We start from the raw sequence: 20,108 nt of genomic DNA on the forward strand, positions 1-20,108 counted from the left end.
TATACGTCGCTGGCGCCGAAGGTATAGGTCGAATCGCGATTAGCGCGATGTCGTCGATCGGTTGGGGCAAAAGCCGGCGCGCAACGCTGCAATGCAAAATTCGACCATTTGCGCGCTGGTCGGCGTTGGGCGATCGGCGCATTCCACCATCAGCCGCGGGTGGCAGTAGCGAATACAGGCGGCATGCACCAGCCGCGCCGCGAGCTGCGCATCCCCCTTAGCGAATTCGCCGCTCTCCATGCCCGAGCGTATGACGTCCTCGAGCGCGGCGTCGATAAGATCGATGTGATCCGAGATGATCGGCCAATTCTCGTCGAGCGCCGCTTCCACCATGTCGTGGAGCTTGCGGTCGGCGACGTAGCGCTCGGCGTTCATCGCCTCATTGGACAGGATGAGCGCGCGCAGCCGCTGTTCCGCCGAACCCGGCCCATGCGCGATGCTCTGCGCCGACTGCTCGACTTCGTTCATCAGATGGCGAGCGACTGCGCCGTTGATTTCCGACTTGGCGCCAAAGAAGCGATAGACGTTCGCCGGCGACATCCGCAATTCGCGGGCGATATCGGCGACCGTGGTCTTTTGGAAGCCGATCTCGCGGAAGAGCCGCTCTGCGGTGGCGATGATTCTCGCGCGCTGCTCGGTCTCGCGCGCGTTCTGCGCGCTAGCCCCCATCACGCTCATTCGGCCGCTCCCCTCGCAAGCCCGTCGGCCAGAGTCTGGGCCCGCGCGCCCTTGGCTTCGGCCAATCCCTCGCCAAGATGACGGCGGAACCATGTCGCGTAAAGCGCCGGCAGGAACAGAACGGTGAGAAAAGTGGCGACAAAAAGCCCGCCCATGATGGTCAGCGCCATCGGCCCCCAGAAGGCGGAGCCCGACAATGGAATCATGGCGAGAATCGCAGCCAGCGCCGTCAGCGCGACGGGACGCACGCGCCGAATTGTCGCGCCGATGATCGCCTCTCGATATTTCTCGCCGCGCTCGAGATCTTGTCGCACCTGATCGACGAGAATGATCGAATTGCGCATATCCATGCCCGAGAGCGCGATGAGGCCAAGCAGCGCAACGAAGCCGAACGGCGCGTGAGCGACATTGAGCGCGAGCGAGGCGCCGATGACGCCGAGCGGCGCGCTCACCATTACGAGGGCGACGCGCGTGAAGTTCTGCAGCTGGAACATTACGATCGTCAGCATGACAAGGCCGACGAGCGGAAAAACCGCAAAGATCGACGCGTTGCCCTTTTTCGATTCCTCGATCGCGCCGCCCATTTCGATGCGATAGCCGGGCGGAAGATGCTCGCGAATCTGCGCAAGCTGCGGCCAGATGCGCATCGTCGCATCCGGCGCCTGCACGCCGTCCTTGACGCCGGAGCGCACCGTGATGCTCATGTCGCGATTGCGCCGCCAGAAAATCGGCTCTTCGTGGTCGTAGACGACCTTCGCGACCTGAGAGACCGTCACCGCCTTGCCGTCGCGCGCATAGATCACCATGTCGCCGATCCTCGAGAGATCGCCGCGCTCCTGAGGAATGGCGCGCGCGACCACTTCGACCTGATCGATCCCGTCGCGCAATGTCGTGATCGTCACGCCGGAAATCGCCAGACGCAGCCTGTTCGACACATCCTGCGGCGTCAGCCCGAGAAGCCGCGCGCGATCCTGATCGATGACCAGCCGCACGCGCGGCGTCTGCTCGTTCCAGTTGAGATGTGGATCGTCGACGCCCTCGTCGCCGCGCATGACGTCGCGCACCTGATAGGCGATGGCGCGGACGGTCGCGGGATCGGAGCCGACCACGCGAAACTGCACGGGAAATCCCACCGGCGGCCCGTAATAGAAGCGATCGACGCGCGCGCGCGCCTGCGGCAAAGCGCCATTGGCGATGGCGGTCTCCAGCTTCTTCTTCAAGCGTTCGCGCGCCGCGATGTCCTTGGCGACGATGACGATCTCGGAATAGGCTTCATTCGGGAGCTGCGGATTGAGGCCGAGCCAGAACCGCGGCGGCCCCTGTCCGACATAGCTCGTGTAGAGGGCCGCGTCCGGATCGTCCTTGAGGAGCGCCTCGGCCTGTTTCGCGGCCTCGAGCGACGCGCCGATGGACGAACCTTCGGGAAGGCGCAACTGGAGGAAGAGCTCCAGGCGCTCTGCATAGGGGAAGAACTGCTTCGGCACGACGAAGAAGCCGAAAACAGCGAGCGCGAAAACGCCGACGACGCCTGCGATCACCACGCCGCGATAGTCGACCGCCCAGGTGACGACGGCGCGGAGCCAGCGATAAAAGGGCGTTCGGTAGATCTCGTCCGGATCGCGATGCGGATGCAGCTTGGCGAAATCGGGAAGAAGCTTCACGCCGAGATAGGGCGTGAACATCACCGCGACAAACCATGAGGCGATCAGCGCGACGAGCAACACCCAGAACATCGAACCCGTATATTCGCCCACTCCGGAATTGGCGAAGCCGACCGGCAGGAAGCCCGCAGCGGTCACGAGCGTCCCCGTGAGCATCGGAAAGGCCGTCGACTCCCAGGCGAAGGTCGCAGCTTTGATCCGATTGAAGCCCTGCTCCATCTTCACCATCATCATCTCGACGGCGATGATCGCGTCATCGACAAGAAGACCGAGCGCAATGATCAGCGCGCCAAGCGAGATGCGCTGGAGATCGATGCCGAGCGGCCCCATGAAGATAAAAACGATGGCGAGCACCAAAGGCACGGAGAGCGCGACGACGATGCCGGTCCGAAAGCCGAGCGAGAGAAAGCTCACGCCGAGCACGATCACCAGAGCTTCGAGGAACGAACGCGTGAATTCGCCGATCGCCTCCTCGACGACCTTCGGCTGATCGGCGACCTGGTCGATGTCAATGCCGATCGGCGTCTTGTCGCGTATCTCCTGGACCGCTGCGCCGACGTTCTCGCCGAATTTGAGGACGTTGGCGCCTTTTCCCATAACGACGCCGACGACGATCGCCGGCTGGCCCTTGAAGCGCGCGAGAAAACTCGGCGGGTCTTCGAAGCCGGCGTAGACATTGGCGATGTCGCCGAGGCGGATCACCTTGCCATTCGCTTCGATCGGAATCGCGGCGATCGCGTCGGCGCCCTTGAGATCGCTCGTCACCTGAACCCGCACGCGGTTCGACGAGGTCTCGAACACGCCGGCGTCGTTGATGGCGTTCTGCTTGGAGAGCGAATCGAAGACGGCCTGAGGCTGGATCGCCAGGCTCGCGAGCTTCGCCTCGCTGAATTCGACAAAGATGCGGCGTCCCTGATCGCCATAGACGTCGACTTTGATCACGTCCTGCACGGCGAGCAGTCGTTGGCGCAGCGTCTGGACCACCTTGTCGAGGACATGGTAGTCGGCGCCGTCGCCTGTCACCGCATACATCACCGTGTCGACGTCGCCATATTCGTCGTTCACTTGCGGGCCGCGCACGCCGGCGGGCAGCGTCGGCGCGATGTCGTCGAGCTTTTTGCGCAACTGATAGAAGAGCTGCGGCACGTCCTTTGGCGGCGTCGTGTCCTTGAAGGTCACCTGCATCGCCAGAAAGCCGGGCTTGGTGTAGCTCTCGATCTTGTCGAGGAAGGGCAGCTCCTGAAGCTTCTTCTCCATCAGATCCGCGACCTGATCGCGTATCTCGGTAGCTGTCGCGCCTGGCCATGAGGCCGTCACGACGGCGACCTTGATGGTGAATGACGGATCCTCGGCGCGTCCCAGCCGCATGTATGAATAGACGCCGGTCAGACTGATCGCGATCATCAGAAACAGCATCAGCGTCGGCCGTTGGACGGCCCAGCGCGAAAGGTTTACGCCAGCCATGGCCAGACCCTCAAAGCGATTGCCGCGAGATCACGCGGACTTTTGTATTGGGATCGAGCTTGTGGACGCCGAGAACGACGATGTTGTCGCCGTCCTTGACGCCGCCAGAGACAAGCGCGGCGTCGGCTTCGAGGCGCACCAATGTCACCGGGACGAGCTGCAAGTTCCCTTCGCCGTCAACCTTCCAGAGGGAAGGGCCTGTCCCCTGATTGTAGATCGCCGAGAGCGGCACGCTGACGACGGGCTGCGCATCCGAAGCGGAAATGTGCAGCGTCGCGCTCATTCCGAGCGCGACGGCGGCATCGGGATTGAGGATAGAGAAGCGCGCCGCGAAAGTGCGCGTGACCGGATCGGCGGCGGGGCTCAGTTCGCGCAGCTTGGCGCGATAGACCGCGCCGGGCTTCGACCAGAGCGTCAAGGTCGCCTCGCCCTTTCCAGCCGCCGCGGCGAACGCCTCCGGCAAGGAGACGGCGGCTTCCAGTTCGCCGGCATGGGCGATGCGCACGGCAGGCTGCCCCGCCGCGACCACTTGCCCGGAATCGACGAGCGTTTGCGTGACGACGCCGTCCGCCCCGGCGCGCAGCATGGCGTAGTCCAGCGCGTTGCGGGCGAGTTCGACCGCGCGTTCGGCCCGTCGGAACCGCCCGCGCGCTTCCTCGCCGCCCGAGCGCGCGCGATCGAGCGCCGCCTGGGCGGTCCAGCCCTTGGCGCGCAGTTCGGCGGCGCGCCGTTCATCGGCGACGGCCTGAGTTTGCGCCACCCGCGCCGCGGCGAATTCGGCGTCGGACTGCTCCTTCTGCAGCCGCAGATCCTGCTCGTCGAGCGCCGCGATCGGGTCGCCAGCCTTCACCCGCTGGCCAACTTCGACAAAGCGTTTGACCACCTTCCCGCCGATGCGAAAACCTTGGTCGGACTCGACCCGGGGACGAATGGTGGCGACAAATTCGCGCGCTTGCGACTGCGCGGCGTAGCGCGCCGGCGCGACGAGCACCGGCCGCTCGGAGCGCTCGCTCTCTTCGGCGGACCGTTCGCCCTTGCCGTCACAGCCGGCGAGCGCCGCAGTGAGAACTGCGGCGAGCGCATAAAGCCTCGAGCGATAGCTGAGCATTGAACTCCGTCCATTGACGCCAGAGCCGCGTCTAGTTCTTCTGACGAGTTTCAATAATCGTCAGTCGTCAGCAATTGGTCAACAGGCAAGACAAATTTTGTTGAAGCGAAATCTTGTTCCAGGCGCTGGCTAAACCGGCCTGGTCCGTTACTGGACGCGCCGCAGCGCAGACCGGACGCCTTGTCGCATGGAAATGATTCTTCTATATGCGGCCTGCTCTTGCGGCCGGGTGAGCGCAACACAATCTTGGGAGAGCTAAGCGTGAAGGATCGCGCGGCGGGCTCATGGCGAGCCGCCGTCCTTCGCCTTTTGAACCGGACCGCTTCGGGGTCCGGCGTTCACCAGCGAAAGGAAACGATATGGGCAAAATTATCGGCATCGACCTCGGCACGACCAATTCCTGCGTGGCCGTCATGGAAGGGTCGAGCCCCAAGGTGATTGAAAACGCCGAAGGCGCTCGGACGACGCCTTCGATTGTCGCCTTCACCGATGACGGCGAGCGCCTCGTCGGCCAACCCGCCAAACGTCAGGCGGTGACGAATCCCGACAAGACCTTTTTCGCCATCAAGCGGCTGATCGGCCGCACCTATGACGACCCGATGACCAAGAAGGACATGGGTCTCGTCCCCTATAAGATCGTCAAGGCGAATAATGGCGACGCCTGGGTCGAGGCTTCGGGCAAGCAATATTCGCCCTCTCAGATTTCCGCCTTCATTCTGCAAAAGATGAAGGAGACGGCCGAGGCCTTTCTCGGCCAGACGGTCACCCAAGCCGTCATCACCGTCCCCGCCTACTTCAACGACGCTCAGCGCCAGGCCACCAAGGACGCCGGCAAGATCGCCGGCCTTGAAGTGCTGCGCATCATCAACGAGCCCACGGCGGCGGCGCTCGCTTATGGCCTCGACAAGAAGCAGTCGGGCACGATCGCGGTTTATGACCTCGGCGGCGGCACGTTCGACGTGTCGATCCTGGAGATCGGCGACGGCGTCTTCGAGGTGAAGTCGACGAACGGCGACACGTTCCTTGGCGGCGAAGACTTCGACATGCGCCTCGTCGAATATCTCGCGGCCGAGTTCAAGAAAGAGCAGGGCATCGACCTCACGAAGGACAAGCTCGCTCTGCAGCGCCTCAAGGAGGCCGCCGAAAAGGCCAAGATCGAACTTTCGTCGGCGACGCAGACCGAAATCAATCTGCCGTACATCACCGCCGACGCTACGGGCCCCAAACATCTGACGCTGAAGCTCACGCGCGCGAAATTCGAAGCGCTCGTCGACGATCTTATTCAGCGCACGGTGGAGCCCTGCCGCAAGGCGTTGAAGGACGCCGGACTGTCGGCGGCCGACATCGGCGAAGTGGTGCTTGTGGGCGGCATGACCCGTATGCCCAAAGTGCAGGAGGTCGTGAAGCAGTTCTTCGGCAAGGAGCCGCACAAGGGCGTCAACCCTGACGAAGTCGTCGCCATCGGCGCCGCGGTGCAGGCAGGCGTGCTGCAGGGCGACGTGAAGGACGTGCTGCTGCTCGACGTGACGCCGCTGTCGCTGGGCATCGAGACGCTCGGCGGCGTGTTCACGCGCCTCATCGACCGGAACACGACGATCCCCACCAAGAAGAGCCAGGTGTTCTCGACGGCCGAAGACAATCAGACCGCCGTCACCATCCGGGTCTTCCAGGGCGAACGCGAGATGGCGGCGAACAACAAGCTGCTCGGCCAGTTCGACCTCGTCGGCATTCCGCCGGCGCCGCGTGGCATGCCGCAAGTGGAAGTGACCTTCGACATCGACGCGAACGGCATCGTCAACGTCACGGCGAAAGACAAGGCGACCAACAAAGAACAGCAGATCCGCATCCAGGCGTCTGGCGGCCTCAGCGACACCGACATCGACAAAATGGTCAAGGACGCCGAGGAGCACGCTGCGGAGGACAAAATCCGCCGCGAACTCGTCGACGCCAAGAACCATGGCGAGGCCGCGGTTCACGCTGCGGAGAAATCCGTCGCCGAATTCGGCGACAAGGTTTCGGCCGCGGACAAGAGCGCCATCGAAGCCGCTATCGCCGCGCTGAAGAGCGCCGTCGAGGGCGACGACGCGGACGCGATCAAGGCCAGGACGAACGAATTGAGTCAGGCCTCGATGAAGCTCGGCGAGGCGATGTATAAGGCGCAGCAGGCGGACGCCTCAGGGACGGGCGCGTCCGAGGAGGCGCCCAAGGACGACGTGATCGACGCGGAGTTCAAGGACGTCGGCGACGATAAGAAGTAAGCCGGGACTGGCCATAGCCGCTTCGATGCGGTAGCGAAACGGGAACCCGGCGCGAATACGCCGGGTTCCCTTGCGTTCATGTGATCGCGGCCAGGCCCGCCGCCGCGCACCATCAGAAATCAAGCATGTCCAAACGCGACTACTACGAAGTTCTGGGCGTAAGCCGCACGGTCACGGAAGTCGAATTGAAGATCGCCTTCCGTAAGGCGGCGATGCAGTGTCATCCCGATCGGCACCCTGGCGACAAACAGGCGGAAGCGCGTTTCAAGGAATTGAACGAAGCCTATCAGTGTCTGTGCGATCAGCAGAAGCGCGCCGCCTATGACCGTTTCGGCCATGCCGCCTTTGAGCAGGGCGGCGGCTTCGGCGCCGGCGAGGGCTTCGGCGCCTCCATGGCCGATATTTTCGAGGATCTGTTCGGCGACGTGATGGGGCGGCGCAGCCGCTCGGGCGGCCGCGAGCGGGGCTCGGATCTGCGCTACAACATGGAGATCACCCTCGACGAGGCCTATCACGGCAAGGCCGCCTCGCTGAAAATCCCGACCTCGGCGACCTGCGAGCCCTGCTCGGGAACAGGCGCGAAAAAGGGCTCCAAGCCCAAGACCTGCGCGACCTGCGGCGGCATGGGACGGGTGCGCGCGCAGCAGGGCTTTTTCGCAATCGAGCGCACCTGTCCGACCTGCCAGGGGCGCGGCGAGACGATCGAAAATCCTTGCCCCGCTTGCGCCGGCGCCGGGCGCAAGACGATCGAACGCTCGCTGTCCGTCAATGTGCCGCCGGGCGTCGAGGACGGCACGCGCATCCGGCTCGCCGGCGAAGGCGAGGCGGGCCTCCGCGGCGGTCCGCCCGGCGACCTCTATATCTTCCTGTCGGTGAAGCCGCATCCGTTCTTCCAGCGCGATGGAGCGGATCTCTATTGCCGCGTGCCGATCTCGATGGTGCGTGCGGCGCTTGGCGGCGAGATCAAGGTCCATGCGCTCGACGGCTCCGAGGTGAAGCTCAAAATTCCCGAGGGCGCGCAGTCCGGACGCCAGCTCAAGGCCAAGGGCAAGGGCATGCCGGTGCTGCGCGGGCGCGACCAAGGCGACCTGCATGTGCAGATCAGCGTCGAGACGCCGCAAAAGCTCACCAAGCGCCAGAAAGAGCTCCTCGCTGAATTCGAGGAGGAGTCTTCGCACGACACGCATCCCGAAGAGACAGGCTTTTTCGCGCGGATGAAGGATCTGTTCGGCGGTTAGGCGGCAGAGAGTTCTATGACGCCGCGTTGTTTTTGACGCGCGCCTCTCCTATCATCGGCCCAACGGCCCTCCGATCGCGGGGGCCGTTTGCGCGTTTCATCGCGCCGGTCGGGAGGGGCTCCGTTGCCGCACAAAATGCAGAAAGCCAGTGGGCGCGCGAGGCTCGTCGATAACGCGCGCTTCATCCGTCAATGGATCGAAAACCCGCGCCTCATCGGCGCCGTTTCGCCGTCCGGACGCGCGCTCGCCAAGACGATGGCTGGCTTCGTCGAACTGGATCGAGAGGGCCACATCGTCGAACTCGGGCCCGGCACCGGTCCTGTCACTCAGGCGCTGCTCGCGCGCGGAATCGCGCCCGAGCGCCTCGTCCTCGTCGAATATGAGAGCCGTTTCTGCCATCTGCTGTCGGAACGCTTTCCTGGCGTCAACATCGTGCAAGGCGACGCCTATGGCCTCAAGGCGACTCTCGACGGCAAGGTGCCTGGGAAGATCGCCACCGTCGTCTCCAGCCTGCCGCTCCTGGTGCGGCCGGAGCGCGATCGGGTCGAGCTGTTGAACCAGGCCTTCGAACTGATGGGCGACGAGGGGCTCTTCATCCAGTTCACTTATGGCCTGACCAAATCGCCGATGCCCATGCACGCCAACGGCGTCAACGGCGCCTATGTCGGGAAGGGATCGCCGCCGGTCGTGCTCAACATTCCGCCCGCGCGCGTCTGGCGCTATCGCAAGGCGGGTTACGCCGGCTTCGCCGGAAAGCGTAAGGCGTGAAGGCGCGGGAGCGACCGATCGAAAAAACATTATAAAATTGTGGACAAGACCCGGCTGATCGGAAAGCTCTGGCAGACGCTACGGAGTGCATTTTATGGAACCCTAAGGGGGTTAAGAGACCGTGGGTTACTCATCAGCACTCCTGACGAGGATGGGCGTCTCCTTTGGACGATATCGCAGAAAGGCTAGTCTGAGCGCGTAATTTCAAAGCAGTAAATGCTTGCTTTATGACTCTGGCTAATGCAGAACTCGGCTTCGAATCTGCCTCGCAGCGCTCGCGTCAAGCCACAATCGCGTGGATTCAGCGTATCCCGCGTTTAATCCGAGAGGCAGGTCGCCTGGAGCGCAAGAGATGTCAGCCGTGGCCGAATTGATTCGACCCGATACGAATTTTGTTGCAGATGAGCAACTCCAAGAAGCTCGTCGGCGCCTAATCGTCGCTCTGGATTTTGACACCGTAGAGTCGGCAAGAGAACTCGTCGAAGCTCTTGGGGATGAAGTCGAATTCTACAAGGTGGGGCTTGGGCTTCAACTTGCTGGAGGCGACCAATTCGCGCGTTGGCTTAAAGATCTGAAAAAAAAGGTCTTTCTAGATTACAAATATTATGACATCGGCGAAACAATTAAGCGGGCTGTTTCGCAGGCGGCTGAATTCGGGGTGGATTTCCTCACGGTTCACGGCGTTAGCGGCATCCTAGAAAGCGCCGTTGCAGGCCGCGGGAATTCCGACCTGAAAATTCTTTCCGTTACTGTGCTTACTAGCATGGACGCCAAAGATATTCAGGAGATGGGATTCCCTACGTCCATGTCTGTGGAGGAGTTGGTTGTTCATCGCGCTCGAAATGCCTTCAAGGCTGGTGTGGATGGAGTGATCGCATCTGCCCATGAAGTTGAAAAACTCAAGAACGAATTTGAAGATAGGCTCATGGTAGTCACCCCAGGTATACGCCCGCTCGGAGCGTCTCTGGACGACCAAAAGCGTATCGCGACGCCTTTCGCAGCGGTTCGATCTGGGGCAGACTATCTAGTGATCGGTCGGCCTATCACTAAAGCAAGAAACCCCGTCGAATCTGCGCACGAGATCGTGGTCGAGATGGCAAGCGCTTTAGCGGCTGACTAACCCTGCCAATAACCAACGCCACTAACCAAGTTCCGATAGGAATAATCTAGCGGCTGCGCCGCCGAACCTGACTCTGGTACCCAGAAGGGTAGAGTCGTGGGGGGCAATCCCAGGGGAAACGCTGCAAATCGTTCCTTGCCCGGCCAGCCGTCCCCACGAGGCTCAAGCGCAGGGCGCGTCTGAGCCTTCGTCCTCTTTAGGGGGTGGCAGTCCGAACAAGTCGCCGGGGCCTGGCGGGAATTTTTTCGTAAAAAGCTTCGCGAACTCCTCCCAAGTGTCTGACACGCTCAATAGCGTCGTGACTGACACAATTTGCTTCTCGAGGTGCGGGTGCCCGACTTCCTTGGTTAGCAATTGATGGTGAAGGTGCCTGCGACGTTTTTTTGTTGGATCGTACGGGTTGCGCCGCTCAAGCTCGTGAACAACGCCGGGCGGCAGGGGGTCGTAAATCAAGGCCTTTGTCAGCTTCCCGATGTACGCGTTGCGAGCGTTGCTGCCTGGTTTGTATTGCCAGCCCCGGACCTTGTGCAACTCTTCGTAAAAGGAATCTGGAAAGCGCTTGGCCCAAGGAAGAAGCTCTGGTGAGATATACGCTGCAAGGATCTTCTGGAGCTCATCGCGTGCGCGAAACTTCTGATAGCCTGTGGCCTCATCAACAAGCGCGATCAAGCCGACATCGGCCAATGCACGCATCAATGTCTCGGCACGCTGCGCTTTGTCGAGTTGCTGCTTTTGGAGGGCCTTCGCCTCGCGCGCCCGAAGCCAGACTTCGCAAACGGCACGAAGAATGCGGGCGTCGTAGCCAATTACAGTCCGCTTGCCATCTTGGTACTGGATCGGCTGAAGAGGCCCTTCAAGTAAGGCGTTGTCGATAAATGGTTTTAGCTGGCTCGGAGCGATAAATAGCGGCAAAAGGCCCCCAGCCTCTTGAGAGGCGCGTTTCAGCCTTTTTGACGCGCCGCTGCGCTCGCCAAGGATCGCATATGTAATTCCATTTTCCGTAAGAACTCGGCGCCCATCACTTAACACTGCACAAGGAATGTTCGCCTCACCGAGTTCCAGCACCCCAGGATATTCGACTTTTGGCAGAGATGCTGCCGCAAGAGCCCGCGCCTTCCCGCCTTCGGCCGCGATCCTGCTGCGTTCCTCTTGGCTCAGTTTATCGGCGCGGGCCTTCCCGCCTTTGCTCTGCTTGTTATCGATTGTCATCAAGGGGCCCCTTTAGAATCGTATGAGCGAGCATATAGCTTGCTCAGGGCCGACATAGCAAGCTGTCTGGCGTATATCCCCGCTCTTAGCTTTCTAGTCGCTTGAATGGGGCGTCCTTGCATCAGCTACATAAGAGTGCAGAAGCGCGTCATGACGCCGCGACAGGCGATCGCCGCCTCGGCGGACTATATTGTCGTCGGAAGGCCGATCACGCGGGCGGCCGACCCCGCAGCGGCCGCCGAGGCGATCGGCTGCGAGATGGACGGCGCCTGACAGGAGGTCGCGGCATGCCCTACGCCAGCAACGCCGACCTGCCTGAAAATCTCCAGCACATCCTTCCTGAGCACGCGCAGGATATTTATCGCGAAGCCTTCAATCACGCCTTCGACGCCCACCGCGGCGACCCGCGGCAGGAAGAGACGGCGCACCGCATCGCCTGGGCCGCCGTGAAGCGAGGCTACGTCAAGACCGAGGCGGGCTGGACAAGGCGATAGGAAGGATCGGAAGGCGCGCTGGCCTGCCTTGAGCGTGAGTGCTAAAACTCGGGTGTTACCGAATCCTTACCCCGATTCGCCCATGCTCGCGATTGTCATCTCCGCCCTCGGGCTGTTCGTTTGGCTCTATCTGATCGCGCTTCGCGGCGGGTTCTGGCGTCTGACCGAACATGACCGGAACCTGGGCGGTCACGCCGCGGTCCCGGCGACCCATGTCGTGGCGATCGTTCCGGCTCGAAACGAAGCCGATGTCATCGACAAAAGCCTGGCGTCGCTGTTCGCGCAACAGTTCCATGGCCGCTTTGAGGTTGTTCTCGTTGATGACGAGAGCGACGACGGCACCGCCCAGGCGGCCCGGCGCTGCGCGGCCGCCAATGGCGCTTCGAGCCGCCTGACGGTTCTCTCCTCGCGCGGACCAGATGCGGGCTGGACGGGAAAGCTCGCGGCGATGCAGCGCGGGTTCGATTACGTGCGGAGCTTGCCGATCGACCCGGATTTCGTGCTGTTTTGTGACGCGGACATCGAATTTTCGCCGCATGTGCTCGCCCGCCTCGCTTCGGGCGCGACGGCGCGTGGCGCCGTCCTGACCTCGCTCATGGTCAAGCTTCGCTGCGAAAGCCTCGCGGAGCGCTGGTTCGTTCCCGCCTTTATTTTCTATTTCCAGAAGCTTTACCCGTTCCGCAACATCAATGATCCGGATCACCCCGCGGCAGGCGCCGCGGGAGGGGTCATGCTGCTGCGGCCTGAGGCGCTCGCGACCGCAGGCGGCCTGCGGGCCATTCGCGGCGCGCTGATCGACGATTGCGCGCTCGGCGCGCTGATGAAGGCGCAAGGTCCGATCTGGCTGGGTCTGACCGAAGACGTCCACAGCCTGCGCGCCTATCCGCGCCTTGCCGATATTTCGCGAATGGTCGTGCGGTCCGCCTACGCGCAGCTCAGCTATTCCCCCTGGCGTCTCGCCGGCGCGCTCATCGGCATGGCGGCCGCCTACCTAGCGCCGCCCTATCTGGCGCTGTTCGGCGAATCGCCGGCGCGCGAGACGGCGCTCGTCTCATGGCTCCTGATGGCGCAGGCCTATATGCCGACACTGCGCTTTTACGGCCTGTCGCGGTGGCGCGCCTTTGCTTTGCCAGGCGTCGCGGCATGCTATACGTGGTTTACGGTTGAATCGGCTTGGCGGCACCTAAGCGGCCGCGGCGGCGAATGGAAAGGCCGCTATCAGGCGCCGCGCGCGCAAAAGTCGGCGCAGCGCTTCGAAACGCCCGGCGAGATCGAGGCGAACCGCCACATCGAGGTATAGGGCGCGCCAGCGCCGTGGAGCGGCAAGACGGCGTCATATGGATATTGCGCAGACGAGTTCGGGAAAGACCCATCGCGACGAGAATTTCCCTGTCGCCTCCTTTCTGATTGCGCCGCGGCATCGCGCGCCGATTCTGGCGTTCTATGAGTTCGTTCGCGCCGCCGACGACATCGCCGACCACCCGACGCTTTCCGCGCAAGAGAAGCTCGATCTGCTGGACGCGCTTGACGCCGCCCTGATCGGAGAGGCCGGAGAGGATGCGGAGGTGGCGCGTCGCCTGCGCGAGACCTGCCGGGAGCGCCGCCTCGATCCGCAGCATGCGCGCGATCTGATCCTCGCCTTCAAGCGCGACGTGACGCAATCGCGTTACCGCGACTGGGACGATCTCATCGATTACTGCCGCTATTCGGCCATGCCCGTCGGACGCTTCGTCTGCGATCTTCACGGCGAGAACCCCGCCCGGGTCTGGCCGGCCAACGACGCGCTCTGCGCGGCGCTGCAAATCATCAATCACCTGCAGGATTGCGGCAAGGACTACCGCAACCTCGACCGGGTCTATCTGCCGCAGGACGCGCTCGCGGCGCATGGCGCGACCGTCGAGATGCTCGCGCAGGAAAGCGCGTCGCCCCCGCTCCTGGCGACGATCCGCGACCTCAACGAGAAGACCGGGCGTCTGCTCGCGCAGTCGCGTCCCTTCGCCGATCTGATCGACGACGTGCGGCTCGCCATGGAGATCGGCGCCATCCAGACATTGGCCGAACAGCTCGTTGCGCGCCTTGCGGTCGCCGACCCGCTTCGCGACAAGGTTCACGACGGCAAGTTCAGCTTTGCGCTCAAAGGCGCGGCGGGCGCGCTGGGCGCGCTTCTTCGCCGCATTTCGCGTCCGCGCCGCGCAGATTCCGGCACCCTCCCGAGCACGCGCCCAGGGGCGCGCCAATGACCATGGACGCGCTTGCCGATTCCACGACGCTGCGCACGCGCGCTATCGCGACCAGAAGCTCCTTCTATCTCGCGATGCGCATCCTCGAGCCGCCGCGCCGCGATGCGATGTTCGCCATTTACGCCTTCTGTCGCGCCGTTGACGACATCGCCGACGACGAGGGCGACCGCGCCGTGCGCCGCGCCGCGCTCGGCCAGTGGCGCGCCGACCTCGATGAGCTTTACGCCGGCCGCATCCGCGCGCGCGTCAGCTTTCTCTCCGAACCCGTCCGCCGTTTCCGGCTGGAGCGCGCCGATTTCGAGTCGGTGATCGAAGGCATGGCCATGGACGTCGAGGAGGATATTTGCGCGCCCGACTGGGAAAAGCTTGAGCTCTATTGCGACCGAGTCGCGAGCGCCGTGGGACGGCTGTCGGTGCGCGCTTTCGGTCTCGCGGAGGAGGAGCCGGGCGCCGAATGCGATTTGCCGACGGGGCCGAAACTGCTCGCCTACCACCTCGGGCGCGCATTGCAGCTCACCAACATTTTGCGCGATCTCGACGAGGACGCCGCGCGGGGGCGGCTGTATTTGCCACGAGAGGCGCTTGAGTCCGCGGGGGTCATGAGCTTCGCGCCGCACGCCGTGCTGTCGCATCCTTCGCTCGAAGAGGTGTGCACGCCGGTCCTCAGCCGCGCCCGCGAACATTATGACCAGGCGGATCTGGTGATGGCGGGGCTGCCCAAGCGCGCGGTGAAAGCGCCCTATCTCATGGCCGCCGGCTATCGTTCGATCCTCGACAATCTCGCCGCTCGCGGCTTTTCGGCGCCGCGCGCGCCGGTGCGGGCGTCGCGTCTCAAGCTCGTCAGCGCCTTCCTGCGACACGCCTTCACGTGAGCGAAACGGTTCATGTCGTCGGCGCGGGCCTCGCGGGGCTCGCCTGCGCGCTGCGTCTTGCCGGCGCCGGTCGCCGCGTCGCGCTTTACGAAGCCGCGCGCATGGCCGGCGGACGCTGCCGCTCCTATTTCGACGCGTCGCTCGGCCTGACGATCGACAACGGCAATCATTTGCTGCTCTCGGGCAATCAAGCCGCGCGCGACTATGCGAAGCGCATCGGCGCGAGCGAGGCGCTCGTTGGACCCAGCGAATGCGCCTTCGACTTTCTCGACGCGCGCACGGCTGAGCGTTGGACGCTGCGCCCGAACGCCTCGCGCATTCCCTGGTGGGTGTTTGTCGCCAACCGCCGCGTCCCCGGCACGGGGCCGCTCGACTATCTCGGCGCCGGCAAGCTTCTCTTTGCGAAGGACGGCGCGACCATCGGCGACACCATGCGCTGCCACGGCGCGCTGTGGGAGAAGCTTTGGCGCCCGGTTCTGCTTTCCGCTTTGAACACCGAGCCTGAAGAGGCGTCCGCCACGCTCGCAGGCGCCGTGCTGCGAGAGACGCTCGCGGCGGGCGGCGACGCCTGCCGCCCCATGGTCGCCAAAGGCGGCCTCGGCGACGCCTTCATCGAGCCGGCGCTGCGCACGCTTCGCGCCAAAGGCGTCGAGCCGCGCTTCGGGGCGCGCCTGCGCGACATCGCTCTCGACGAGTCTCGCGTCGCTGCGCTGCGTTTCGGCGACGCGGAAGTGACGCTTGAAAAAGGCGACGCGATTGTCCTCGCGACGCCGCCGTGGATCGCGCAGGAGCTTCTCCCCGGTCTCGTCGCGCCGGACGATTTTCGCGCGATCCTCAATGCGCATTTCAAGATCGCGCCGCCGCCGGGCCAGCCGCTGCTTCTTGGCATGATCGGCACGCTCACCGAATGGCTCTTCGCCTTCGACGATCGCCTGTCGGTGACGATCAGCGGCGCCGACCGCCTGATCGACGAGTCGCGCGACGCGCTTGCGCAAAAAATCTGGGCGGAGGTCTCCGCTGCGACCGGCCTGCCGGCGGCGCTGCCGCCCTGGCAGATCGTGAAGGAGAAGCGCGCCACCTTCGCCGCGACGCCGGCGCAGGAGAAGCGCCGGCCCGATGCGAAGACGCGCTGGGACAATCTTTGGCTTGCCGGCGACTGGACGAATACCGGCCTGCCGGCGACGATCGAGGGCTCGATACGATCGGGGGATCGAGCGGCGGAACTGGCGACGATGGCCAATTGAATGTGACCCTTCGTGAATGGCGCAAGGAAGCGCGCTTGCGCCTCATCAATGCGAAATTTACCTGCGGTCTTGCGCCGCGTTGACGCCCTGCGCCAGCCGGCTGCGATGGCGGCTGTAGAGAAAATAGATGGCGAGGCCGATCGCCATCCAGATCGCGAAGCGCTCCCAGGCCACCGTCGGCAGGCGTGACAACAGCCACAGCGAGAAGCCGATGCCGACGAGCGGCGTGAAGGGGACGAAAGGCGCGCGAAAGCTGCGCGGCACGTCCGGGCGGGTGCGGCGCAGCACGATGATCGCCGAACAGATGACGACGAAGGCGGAGAGCGTGCCGATGTTCACCAGCTCCGCCACTTCCTTGATCGGATAGAGCGCGGCGACGAGCGCGGTCAGCGCGCCGGCGATTAGCGTCGGCCGGTAGGGCGTCTGAAAGCGCGGATGCAGCCTCGCGAACCAGGCCGGGAGCAGACCGTCGCGGCTCATGGCGAACCAGATGCGGGCGCAGGCGAGGAGAAAAGCGAGCATCACGCTGGCGATGCCCGCGACCGCCGCAAGCGAGACGACGAAAGCGACCCAGGGCAGGCCGAGCGACGCGAAAGCGGTCGCGACCGGCGCCGGATTGTCGAGCGTGTCGTAGCGCACGATTCCGGTGAGCACGAGCGACATGGCGATGTAGAGCGTCAGCGCCACGACAAGCGACAGAAGGACGGCGCGCGGCACGTCGCGCTGCGGCGCGCGGGCTTCTTCGGCGGCGGTCGTCAGCGTGTCGTAGCCGAACACGGCGAAGAACACGACCGCGGCGCCCTGCGCCACGCCGGAAAAGCCGAAGGGCATAAAGGGCGACCAGTTCTCGACGCGCACATAGGGAATGCCCGCCACGATCACCAACAGCGCCGCGGCGATTTTGACGATCACCATCGCGGTGTTGAAGCGCGCGCCAAGCTCCACGCGCAGCGTCAACAGGCCGGCGACGCCAAGCGCGCCGAGCGCGGCGAAAAGATCGACGACGCGGCCGGCGCCGGTTCCCGGCGCGCCGCTCGCCCATTCAGGAAGCGCGAGGCCGAATTGCGCGAGCAGCGCCTGCAAATAGGCCGACCAGCCGATCGCCACCACGGCGACGACCAGCGCGTATTCGAGGAGAAGGTCCCAGCCGATGATCCAGGCGGCGAGTTCGCCCAGCACGGCGTAGGCATATGTGTAGGCGCTGCCGGCGACGGGAATCATGCCGGCGAATTCGGCATAGGAGAGCGCCGCCGCGGCGCTCGCGACGCCGGCGATCAGGAAGGAGAGGGCGACGCCAGGGCCGGCCTGAGTCGCCGCCACCACGCCGGTCAGCACGAAAATGCCGACGCCGATGAGCCCGCCAAGGCCGATGCCGGTGAGTTGCCAGACCCCCAGCACGCGACGGAATCCGCCCGGCTGGTCGGCTTCGGCTTGCAGCGATTCGATGGATTTGGCGCGCAGCAGCGAGGAGGAAAGCTTCATCAAAATGGCCCGTCGGCGGGCGTGTCCGCCACGACGTCCATAGGCGATCCCGGCGGCGCTGTCATTGCGGCCGGGGCGTCATGCAGGCGCAAAAAAGAGCGGCCAGCGGCCGCTCTTTCGTTTTGTCAGGCGACCTATTTCTTGGCGACCTATTTCTTGGCGGCCTCGAGATGCGTCAGCGCCTCTTCGGCGTGTTTCGTCGCGACGTCGGCATGCTTCTGCTTGCCGTGGTCGATGGCCATTTCAAGATGCGAAACGCCCTGTTTGGTATGCTCGTTCGGCTTCTCGGCCTCGGACGCCTTGGCGTGCTTCAAGCCTTCTTCCGCATGCATCGTCAGCGCCTCGGCCTTTCCCTGCTTGCCTTCGCTGATCGCCTGTTTGGTGTGGGTGATGGCTTCACCCAGATGATCTTCCGCATAGGCCAACCGAGGGGCGAAAAAGGCCGCGAGGGATAGAGCCAAAGCGGTTGCAAAAATTCTGCGATTCATGGACGTCTCCTCAATTGTTTCGCCGCATGACGTAAATATGGTCGCTTTCGCTCTAGTATCGAGGTCCTGTCCGGCATTCTCGACGTCGCGGGAGCCATCACTGCCGGTCGGCGGCGAAAAGCTCGCAACTCTCGCCGAATTCCGCCAGGCCGCCCTCAAGAAATGAGGCGAGAAGCGGCACGCCAAGAAGATAGGCCGATGTCGAGCCTTCGTGCCGGGCCCGCGCTTGCGCGACAGCCTCGTTCCATTCGCTCGCGGCGAAATCGCCGCGGCCCACCCACATCAGCGCAACGAGTTCAACCTGCTCGTCGATGTCCATGGCTTCGATAAAGGAGGCAACCTCATCGCGCGTGGTGGAGAACGCGTCCTCCGTCAACACGCTGACGAAACCGTCATCCGTGGCGTTTGAGGCGTCCGCCTCGATTCCCTCATCTTCGCTTTCAAGCTCACGCGCCTTGACGACGACGAAACAGACTTTGTCCGTATTGATGGTCGGCATTTCTTGCACTCCGCCGTTTTGAAACTCGCTTGACCTTCGCCCTTGTTTTGAAAGGCCACCCTTTGCATATATTCCCCACAGGCGAGATGTTTACCCGAGTCGACGCCGTATTTTGGAGCCGGAAATGCGTGTCGGCGCGCCGAAAGAAACCAAGGACAATGAATATCGCGTCGGCCTGACGCCGTCTTCGGTCGCCGAGCTTGCCCATGCGGGACAGGAAGTCTTCATCGAGCGCGGCGCAGGCGAGGGCGCGGATCTATCGGACTCGGATTACGCCGCCGCGGGCGCGAAGCTCGTCGATGGTCCTGAAGCGCTCTTTGCCGCCGCGCAATTGATCGTCAAGGTGAAGGAGCCGCAGCGGCGCGAGATTGCTTACTTGCGGCCGGACCATGTGCTCTTCACCTATTTCCATCTCGCCGCGGACGCTGAACTCACGCGCGAACTCATGGCGAGCGGCGCCCATTGCATCGCCTATGAGACGGTCACGGCGCCCGGCGGCGGATTGCCGCTGCTTGCGCCGATGTCCGAAATCGCCGGCCGGCTCGCCCCGCAAATTGGCGCGCATTTTCTGGAAAAGCAGGCGGGCGGCCGCGGCGTTCTGCTCGCGGGCGCGCCCGGCGTGCCGCCAGCTGACGTTCTCGTTCTTGGCGCGGGCAGCGTCGGCGCGCAGGCGACGGCGATTGCGCTCGGCATGGGCGCGAGCGTGCTTGTCGCCGACCGCAACCCCGACGCGCTGCGGCGTCTCGAAACGCGTTTCGGTTTCGCGGCGCGCACCATCTATTCGACCCGCGCCGCGATCGCCGAATCGGTGAAGCGCGCCGATCTCGTCATCTGCGCGGCGCTCGCGCCAGGCGCCAGGGCGCCGATCCTGATCACGCGGGATATGCTGTCGACGATGAAGCGTGGCGCCGTGATTGTCGATGTCGCGATTGATCAGGGCGGCAGCTGCGAGACGTCACGGCCGACGAGCCATTCCGACCCGACCTATGTCGTTGACGGGGTCGTGCATTATTGCGTCACCAACATGCCCGGAGTTACGCCGCGCACGGCGACGTTCGCGCTCAATAACGCCACATTGCCCTTCGTGCTGGCGCTCGCCAACAAGGGGTGGCGTCGCGCCATCGAGGACGACCCGCATCTTCGCGCGGGGCTGGAAATTTCCTCTGGTCGCATTCTGTCGCCGCCGGTCGCCGCCGCGCATGGCCTGCCGCTGTCGCCGCAGCTCATGGCGCTGGACAGCGCCGGCGCCGCATAGCATCCTGCTGAATGACGTCAGCCATTCGGG

At 63.8% G+C, this 20,108-nt stretch carries 17 protein-coding genes and 1 pseudogene; 11 read left to right on the forward strand and 7 right to left on the reverse strand.

The genetic code is table 11. From position 1 onward, the window contains the following. Nucleotides 1–39: 39 nt before the first annotated feature. Genes A3OO_RS0106685 through A3OO_RS0106695 form a run of 3 tightly spaced genes read right to left on the reverse strand, consistent with a single transcriptional unit; the run spans nucleotide 40 to nucleotide 4,911 of the window. Nucleotides 40–678 carry a TetR/AcrR family transcriptional regulator gene (locus A3OO_RS0106685; protein ID WP_018407061.1) on the reverse strand — a complete coding sequence of 213 codons (639 nt, stop codon included), beginning with the start codon at nucleotides 676–678 and terminating at the stop codon, nucleotides 40–42. Further along, the gene (locus A3OO_RS0106690; RefSeq protein WP_018407062.1) at nucleotides 675–3,803 is read right to left on the reverse strand and encodes an efflux RND transporter permease subunit; all 3,129 of its coding nucleotides are present in this window, start codon (nucleotides 3,801–3,803) and stop codon (nucleotides 675–677) included. The genes A3OO_RS0106685 and A3OO_RS0106690 overlap by 4 nt, the downstream gene beginning before the upstream one ends. A gap of 10 nt (nucleotides 3,804–3,813) precedes the next feature. Continuing rightward, entirely contained in the window at nucleotides 3,814–4,911 is a 1,098-nt protein-coding gene (locus A3OO_RS0106695) for an efflux RND transporter periplasmic adaptor subunit (RefSeq protein ID WP_018407063.1), read from the reverse strand. A 359-nt stretch (nucleotides 4,912–5,270) separates the two neighbouring features. On the opposite strand from A3OO_RS0106695, the gene dnaK reads away from it, so the two are divergent. From dnaK to pyrF, 4 genes are all read left to right on the forward strand, one after another. Beyond that, the gene (gene dnaK, locus A3OO_RS0106700; RefSeq protein WP_018407064.1) at nucleotides 5,271–7,169 is read left to right on the forward strand and encodes a molecular chaperone DnaK; all 1,899 of its coding nucleotides are present in this window, start codon (nucleotides 5,271–5,273) and stop codon (nucleotides 7,167–7,169) included. A gap of 125 nt (nucleotides 7,170–7,294) precedes the next feature. After that, nucleotides 7,295–8,407: a molecular chaperone DnaJ gene (dnaJ, locus tag A3OO_RS0106705; RefSeq protein WP_026222749.1), complete on the forward strand. Its 1,113-nt coding sequence runs from the start codon at nucleotides 7,295–7,297 to the stop codon at nucleotides 8,405–8,407. A gap of 123 nt (nucleotides 8,408–8,530) precedes the next feature. Beyond that, the gene (locus tag A3OO_RS21265; protein WP_245257121.1) at nucleotides 8,531–9,175 is read left to right on the forward strand and encodes a class I SAM-dependent methyltransferase; all 645 of its coding nucleotides are present in this window, start codon (nucleotides 8,531–8,533) and stop codon (nucleotides 9,173–9,175) included. Between the two features lie 352 nt (nucleotides 9,176–9,527). After that, complete coding sequence (pyrF, locus tag A3OO_RS0106715) at nucleotides 9,528–10,295, forward strand: orotidine-5'-phosphate decarboxylase (RefSeq protein ID WP_018407067.1); 768 nt, start codon at nucleotides 9,528–9,530, stop codon at nucleotides 10,293–10,295. A 162-nt stretch (nucleotides 10,296–10,457) separates the two neighbouring features. Here pyrF and A3OO_RS0106720 read toward each other — a convergent pair whose 3' ends face one another. Further along, nucleotides 10,458–11,504, reverse strand: a complete 1,047-nt coding sequence (locus tag A3OO_RS0106720; protein WP_018407068.1) for a P63C domain-containing protein — start codon at nucleotides 11,502–11,504, stop codon at nucleotides 10,458–10,460. Between the two features lie 111 nt (nucleotides 11,505–11,615). Here A3OO_RS0106720 and A3OO_RS22895 point away from each other — a divergent pair. The 6 genes and pseudogenes from A3OO_RS22895 to hpnE all read left to right on the forward strand — a co-directional run. Beyond that, nucleotides 11,616–11,777: pseudogene (locus A3OO_RS22895) on the forward strand (orotidine 5'-phosphate decarboxylase / HUMPS family protein); the annotation flags it as partial. A gap of 14 nt (nucleotides 11,778–11,791) precedes the next feature. Next, the gene (locus A3OO_RS0106730) at nucleotides 11,792–11,998 is read left to right on the forward strand and encodes a ChaB family protein (protein ID WP_018407070.1); all 207 of its coding nucleotides are present in this window, start codon (nucleotides 11,792–11,794) and stop codon (nucleotides 11,996–11,998) included. A gap of 82 nt (nucleotides 11,999–12,080) precedes the next feature. Continuing rightward, a complete protein-coding gene (locus A3OO_RS21270) occupies nucleotides 12,081–13,298 on the forward strand; it encodes a glycosyltransferase (RefSeq protein ID WP_018407071.1) in 1,218 nt (405 codons plus the stop codon). A 37-nt stretch (nucleotides 13,299–13,335) separates the two neighbouring features. Next, nucleotides 13,336–14,238: a squalene synthase HpnC gene (gene hpnC / locus A3OO_RS0106740; protein WP_018407072.1), complete on the forward strand. Its 903-nt coding sequence runs from the start codon at nucleotides 13,336–13,338 to the stop codon at nucleotides 14,236–14,238. Continuing rightward, nucleotides 14,235–15,110 (forward strand): presqualene diphosphate synthase HpnD, encoded by an 876-nt coding sequence (hpnD, locus tag A3OO_RS0106745; protein WP_018407073.1) that lies wholly within the window; start codon nucleotides 14,235–14,237, stop codon nucleotides 15,108–15,110. Before hpnC ends, hpnD begins: the two co-directional genes overlap by 4 nt. Beyond that, nucleotides 15,107–16,354, forward strand: coding sequence for a hydroxysqualene dehydroxylase HpnE (gene hpnE / locus A3OO_RS0106750; protein ID WP_018407074.1), 1,248 nt, complete (start codon nucleotides 15,107–15,109; stop codon nucleotides 16,352–16,354). The genes hpnD and hpnE overlap by 4 nt, the downstream gene beginning before the upstream one ends. A 57-nt stretch (nucleotides 16,355–16,411) precedes the next feature. Here hpnE and A3OO_RS0106755 read toward each other — a convergent pair whose 3' ends face one another. The 3 genes from A3OO_RS0106755 to A3OO_RS0106765 form a co-directional block, all read right to left on the reverse strand. Beyond that, a complete protein-coding gene (locus A3OO_RS0106755; protein WP_018407075.1) occupies nucleotides 16,412–17,836 on the reverse strand; it encodes an amino acid permease in 1,425 nt (474 codons plus the stop codon). A gap of 149 nt (nucleotides 17,837–17,985) precedes the next feature. After that, nucleotides 17,986–18,324 carry a small metal-binding protein SmbP gene (gene smbP, locus A3OO_RS0106760; RefSeq protein WP_018407076.1) on the reverse strand — a complete coding sequence of 113 codons (339 nt, stop codon included), beginning with the start codon at nucleotides 18,322–18,324 and terminating at the stop codon, nucleotides 17,986–17,988. 97 nt (nucleotides 18,325–18,421) lie between these two features. Then, nucleotides 18,422–18,823 (reverse strand): DUF3775 domain-containing protein, encoded by a 402-nt coding sequence (locus tag A3OO_RS0106765; RefSeq protein ID WP_018407077.1) that lies wholly within the window; start codon nucleotides 18,821–18,823, stop codon nucleotides 18,422–18,424. A 124-nt stretch (nucleotides 18,824–18,947) separates the two neighbouring features. On the opposite strand from A3OO_RS0106765, the gene ald reads away from it, so the two are divergent. Beyond that, nucleotides 18,948–20,078: an alanine dehydrogenase gene (ald, locus tag A3OO_RS0106770; RefSeq protein WP_026222750.1), complete on the forward strand. Its 1,131-nt coding sequence runs from the start codon at nucleotides 18,948–18,950 to the stop codon at nucleotides 20,076–20,078. Nucleotides 20,079–20,108: the final 30 nt, after the last annotated feature.

The sequence above is a fragment of the Methylocystis rosea SV97 genome (assembly GCF_000372845.1).
GTDB classification, from domain to species: Bacteria; Pseudomonadota; Alphaproteobacteria; order Rhizobiales; family Beijerinckiaceae; genus Methylocystis; species Methylocystis rosea.

Coding starts and splice junctions, on each gene's coding strand:
- A3OO_RS0106685 (WP_018407061.1), bottom strand. CDS start 678: ATGAGCGTGATGGGGGCTAGCGCGCAGAACGCGCGCGAGACCGAGCAG.
- A3OO_RS0106690 (WP_018407062.1), bottom strand. CDS start 3,803: ATGGCTGGCGTAAACCTTTCGCGCTGGGCCGTCCAACGGCCGACGCTG.
- A3OO_RS0106695 (WP_018407063.1), bottom strand. CDS start 4,911: ATGCTCAGCTATCGCTCGAGGCTTTATGCGCTCGCCGCAGTTCTCACT.
- dnaK (WP_018407064.1), top strand. CDS start 5,271: ATGGGCAAAATTATCGGCATCGACCTCGGCACGACCAATTCCTGCGTG.
- dnaJ (WP_026222749.1), top strand. CDS start 7,295: ATGTCCAAACGCGACTACTACGAAGTTCTGGGCGTAAGCCGCACGGTC.
- pyrF (WP_018407067.1), top strand. CDS start 9,528: ATGTCAGCCGTGGCCGAATTGATTCGACCCGATACGAATTTTGTTGCA.
- A3OO_RS0106720 (WP_018407068.1), bottom strand. CDS start 11,504: ATGACAATCGATAACAAGCAGAGCAAAGGCGGGAAGGCCCGCGCCGAT.
- A3OO_RS0106730 (WP_018407070.1), top strand. CDS start 11,792: ATGCCCTACGCCAGCAACGCCGACCTGCCTGAAAATCTCCAGCACATC.
- A3OO_RS21270 (WP_018407071.1), top strand. CDS start 12,081: ATGCTCGCGATTGTCATCTCCGCCCTCGGGCTGTTCGTTTGGCTCTAT.
- hpnC (WP_018407072.1), top strand. CDS start 13,336: ATGGATATTGCGCAGACGAGTTCGGGAAAGACCCATCGCGACGAGAAT.
- hpnD (WP_018407073.1), top strand. CDS start 14,235: ATGACCATGGACGCGCTTGCCGATTCCACGACGCTGCGCACGCGCGCT.
- A3OO_RS0106755 (WP_018407075.1), bottom strand. CDS start 17,836: ATGAAGCTTTCCTCCTCGCTGCTGCGCGCCAAATCCATCGAATCGCTG.
- smbP (WP_018407076.1), bottom strand. CDS start 18,324: ATGAATCGCAGAATTTTTGCAACCGCTTTGGCTCTATCCCTCGCGGCC.
- A3OO_RS0106765 (WP_018407077.1), bottom strand. CDS start 18,823: ATGCCGACCATCAATACGGACAAAGTCTGTTTCGTCGTCGTCAAGGCG.
- ald (WP_026222750.1), top strand. CDS start 18,948: ATGCGTGTCGGCGCGCCGAAAGAAACCAAGGACAATGAATATCGCGTC.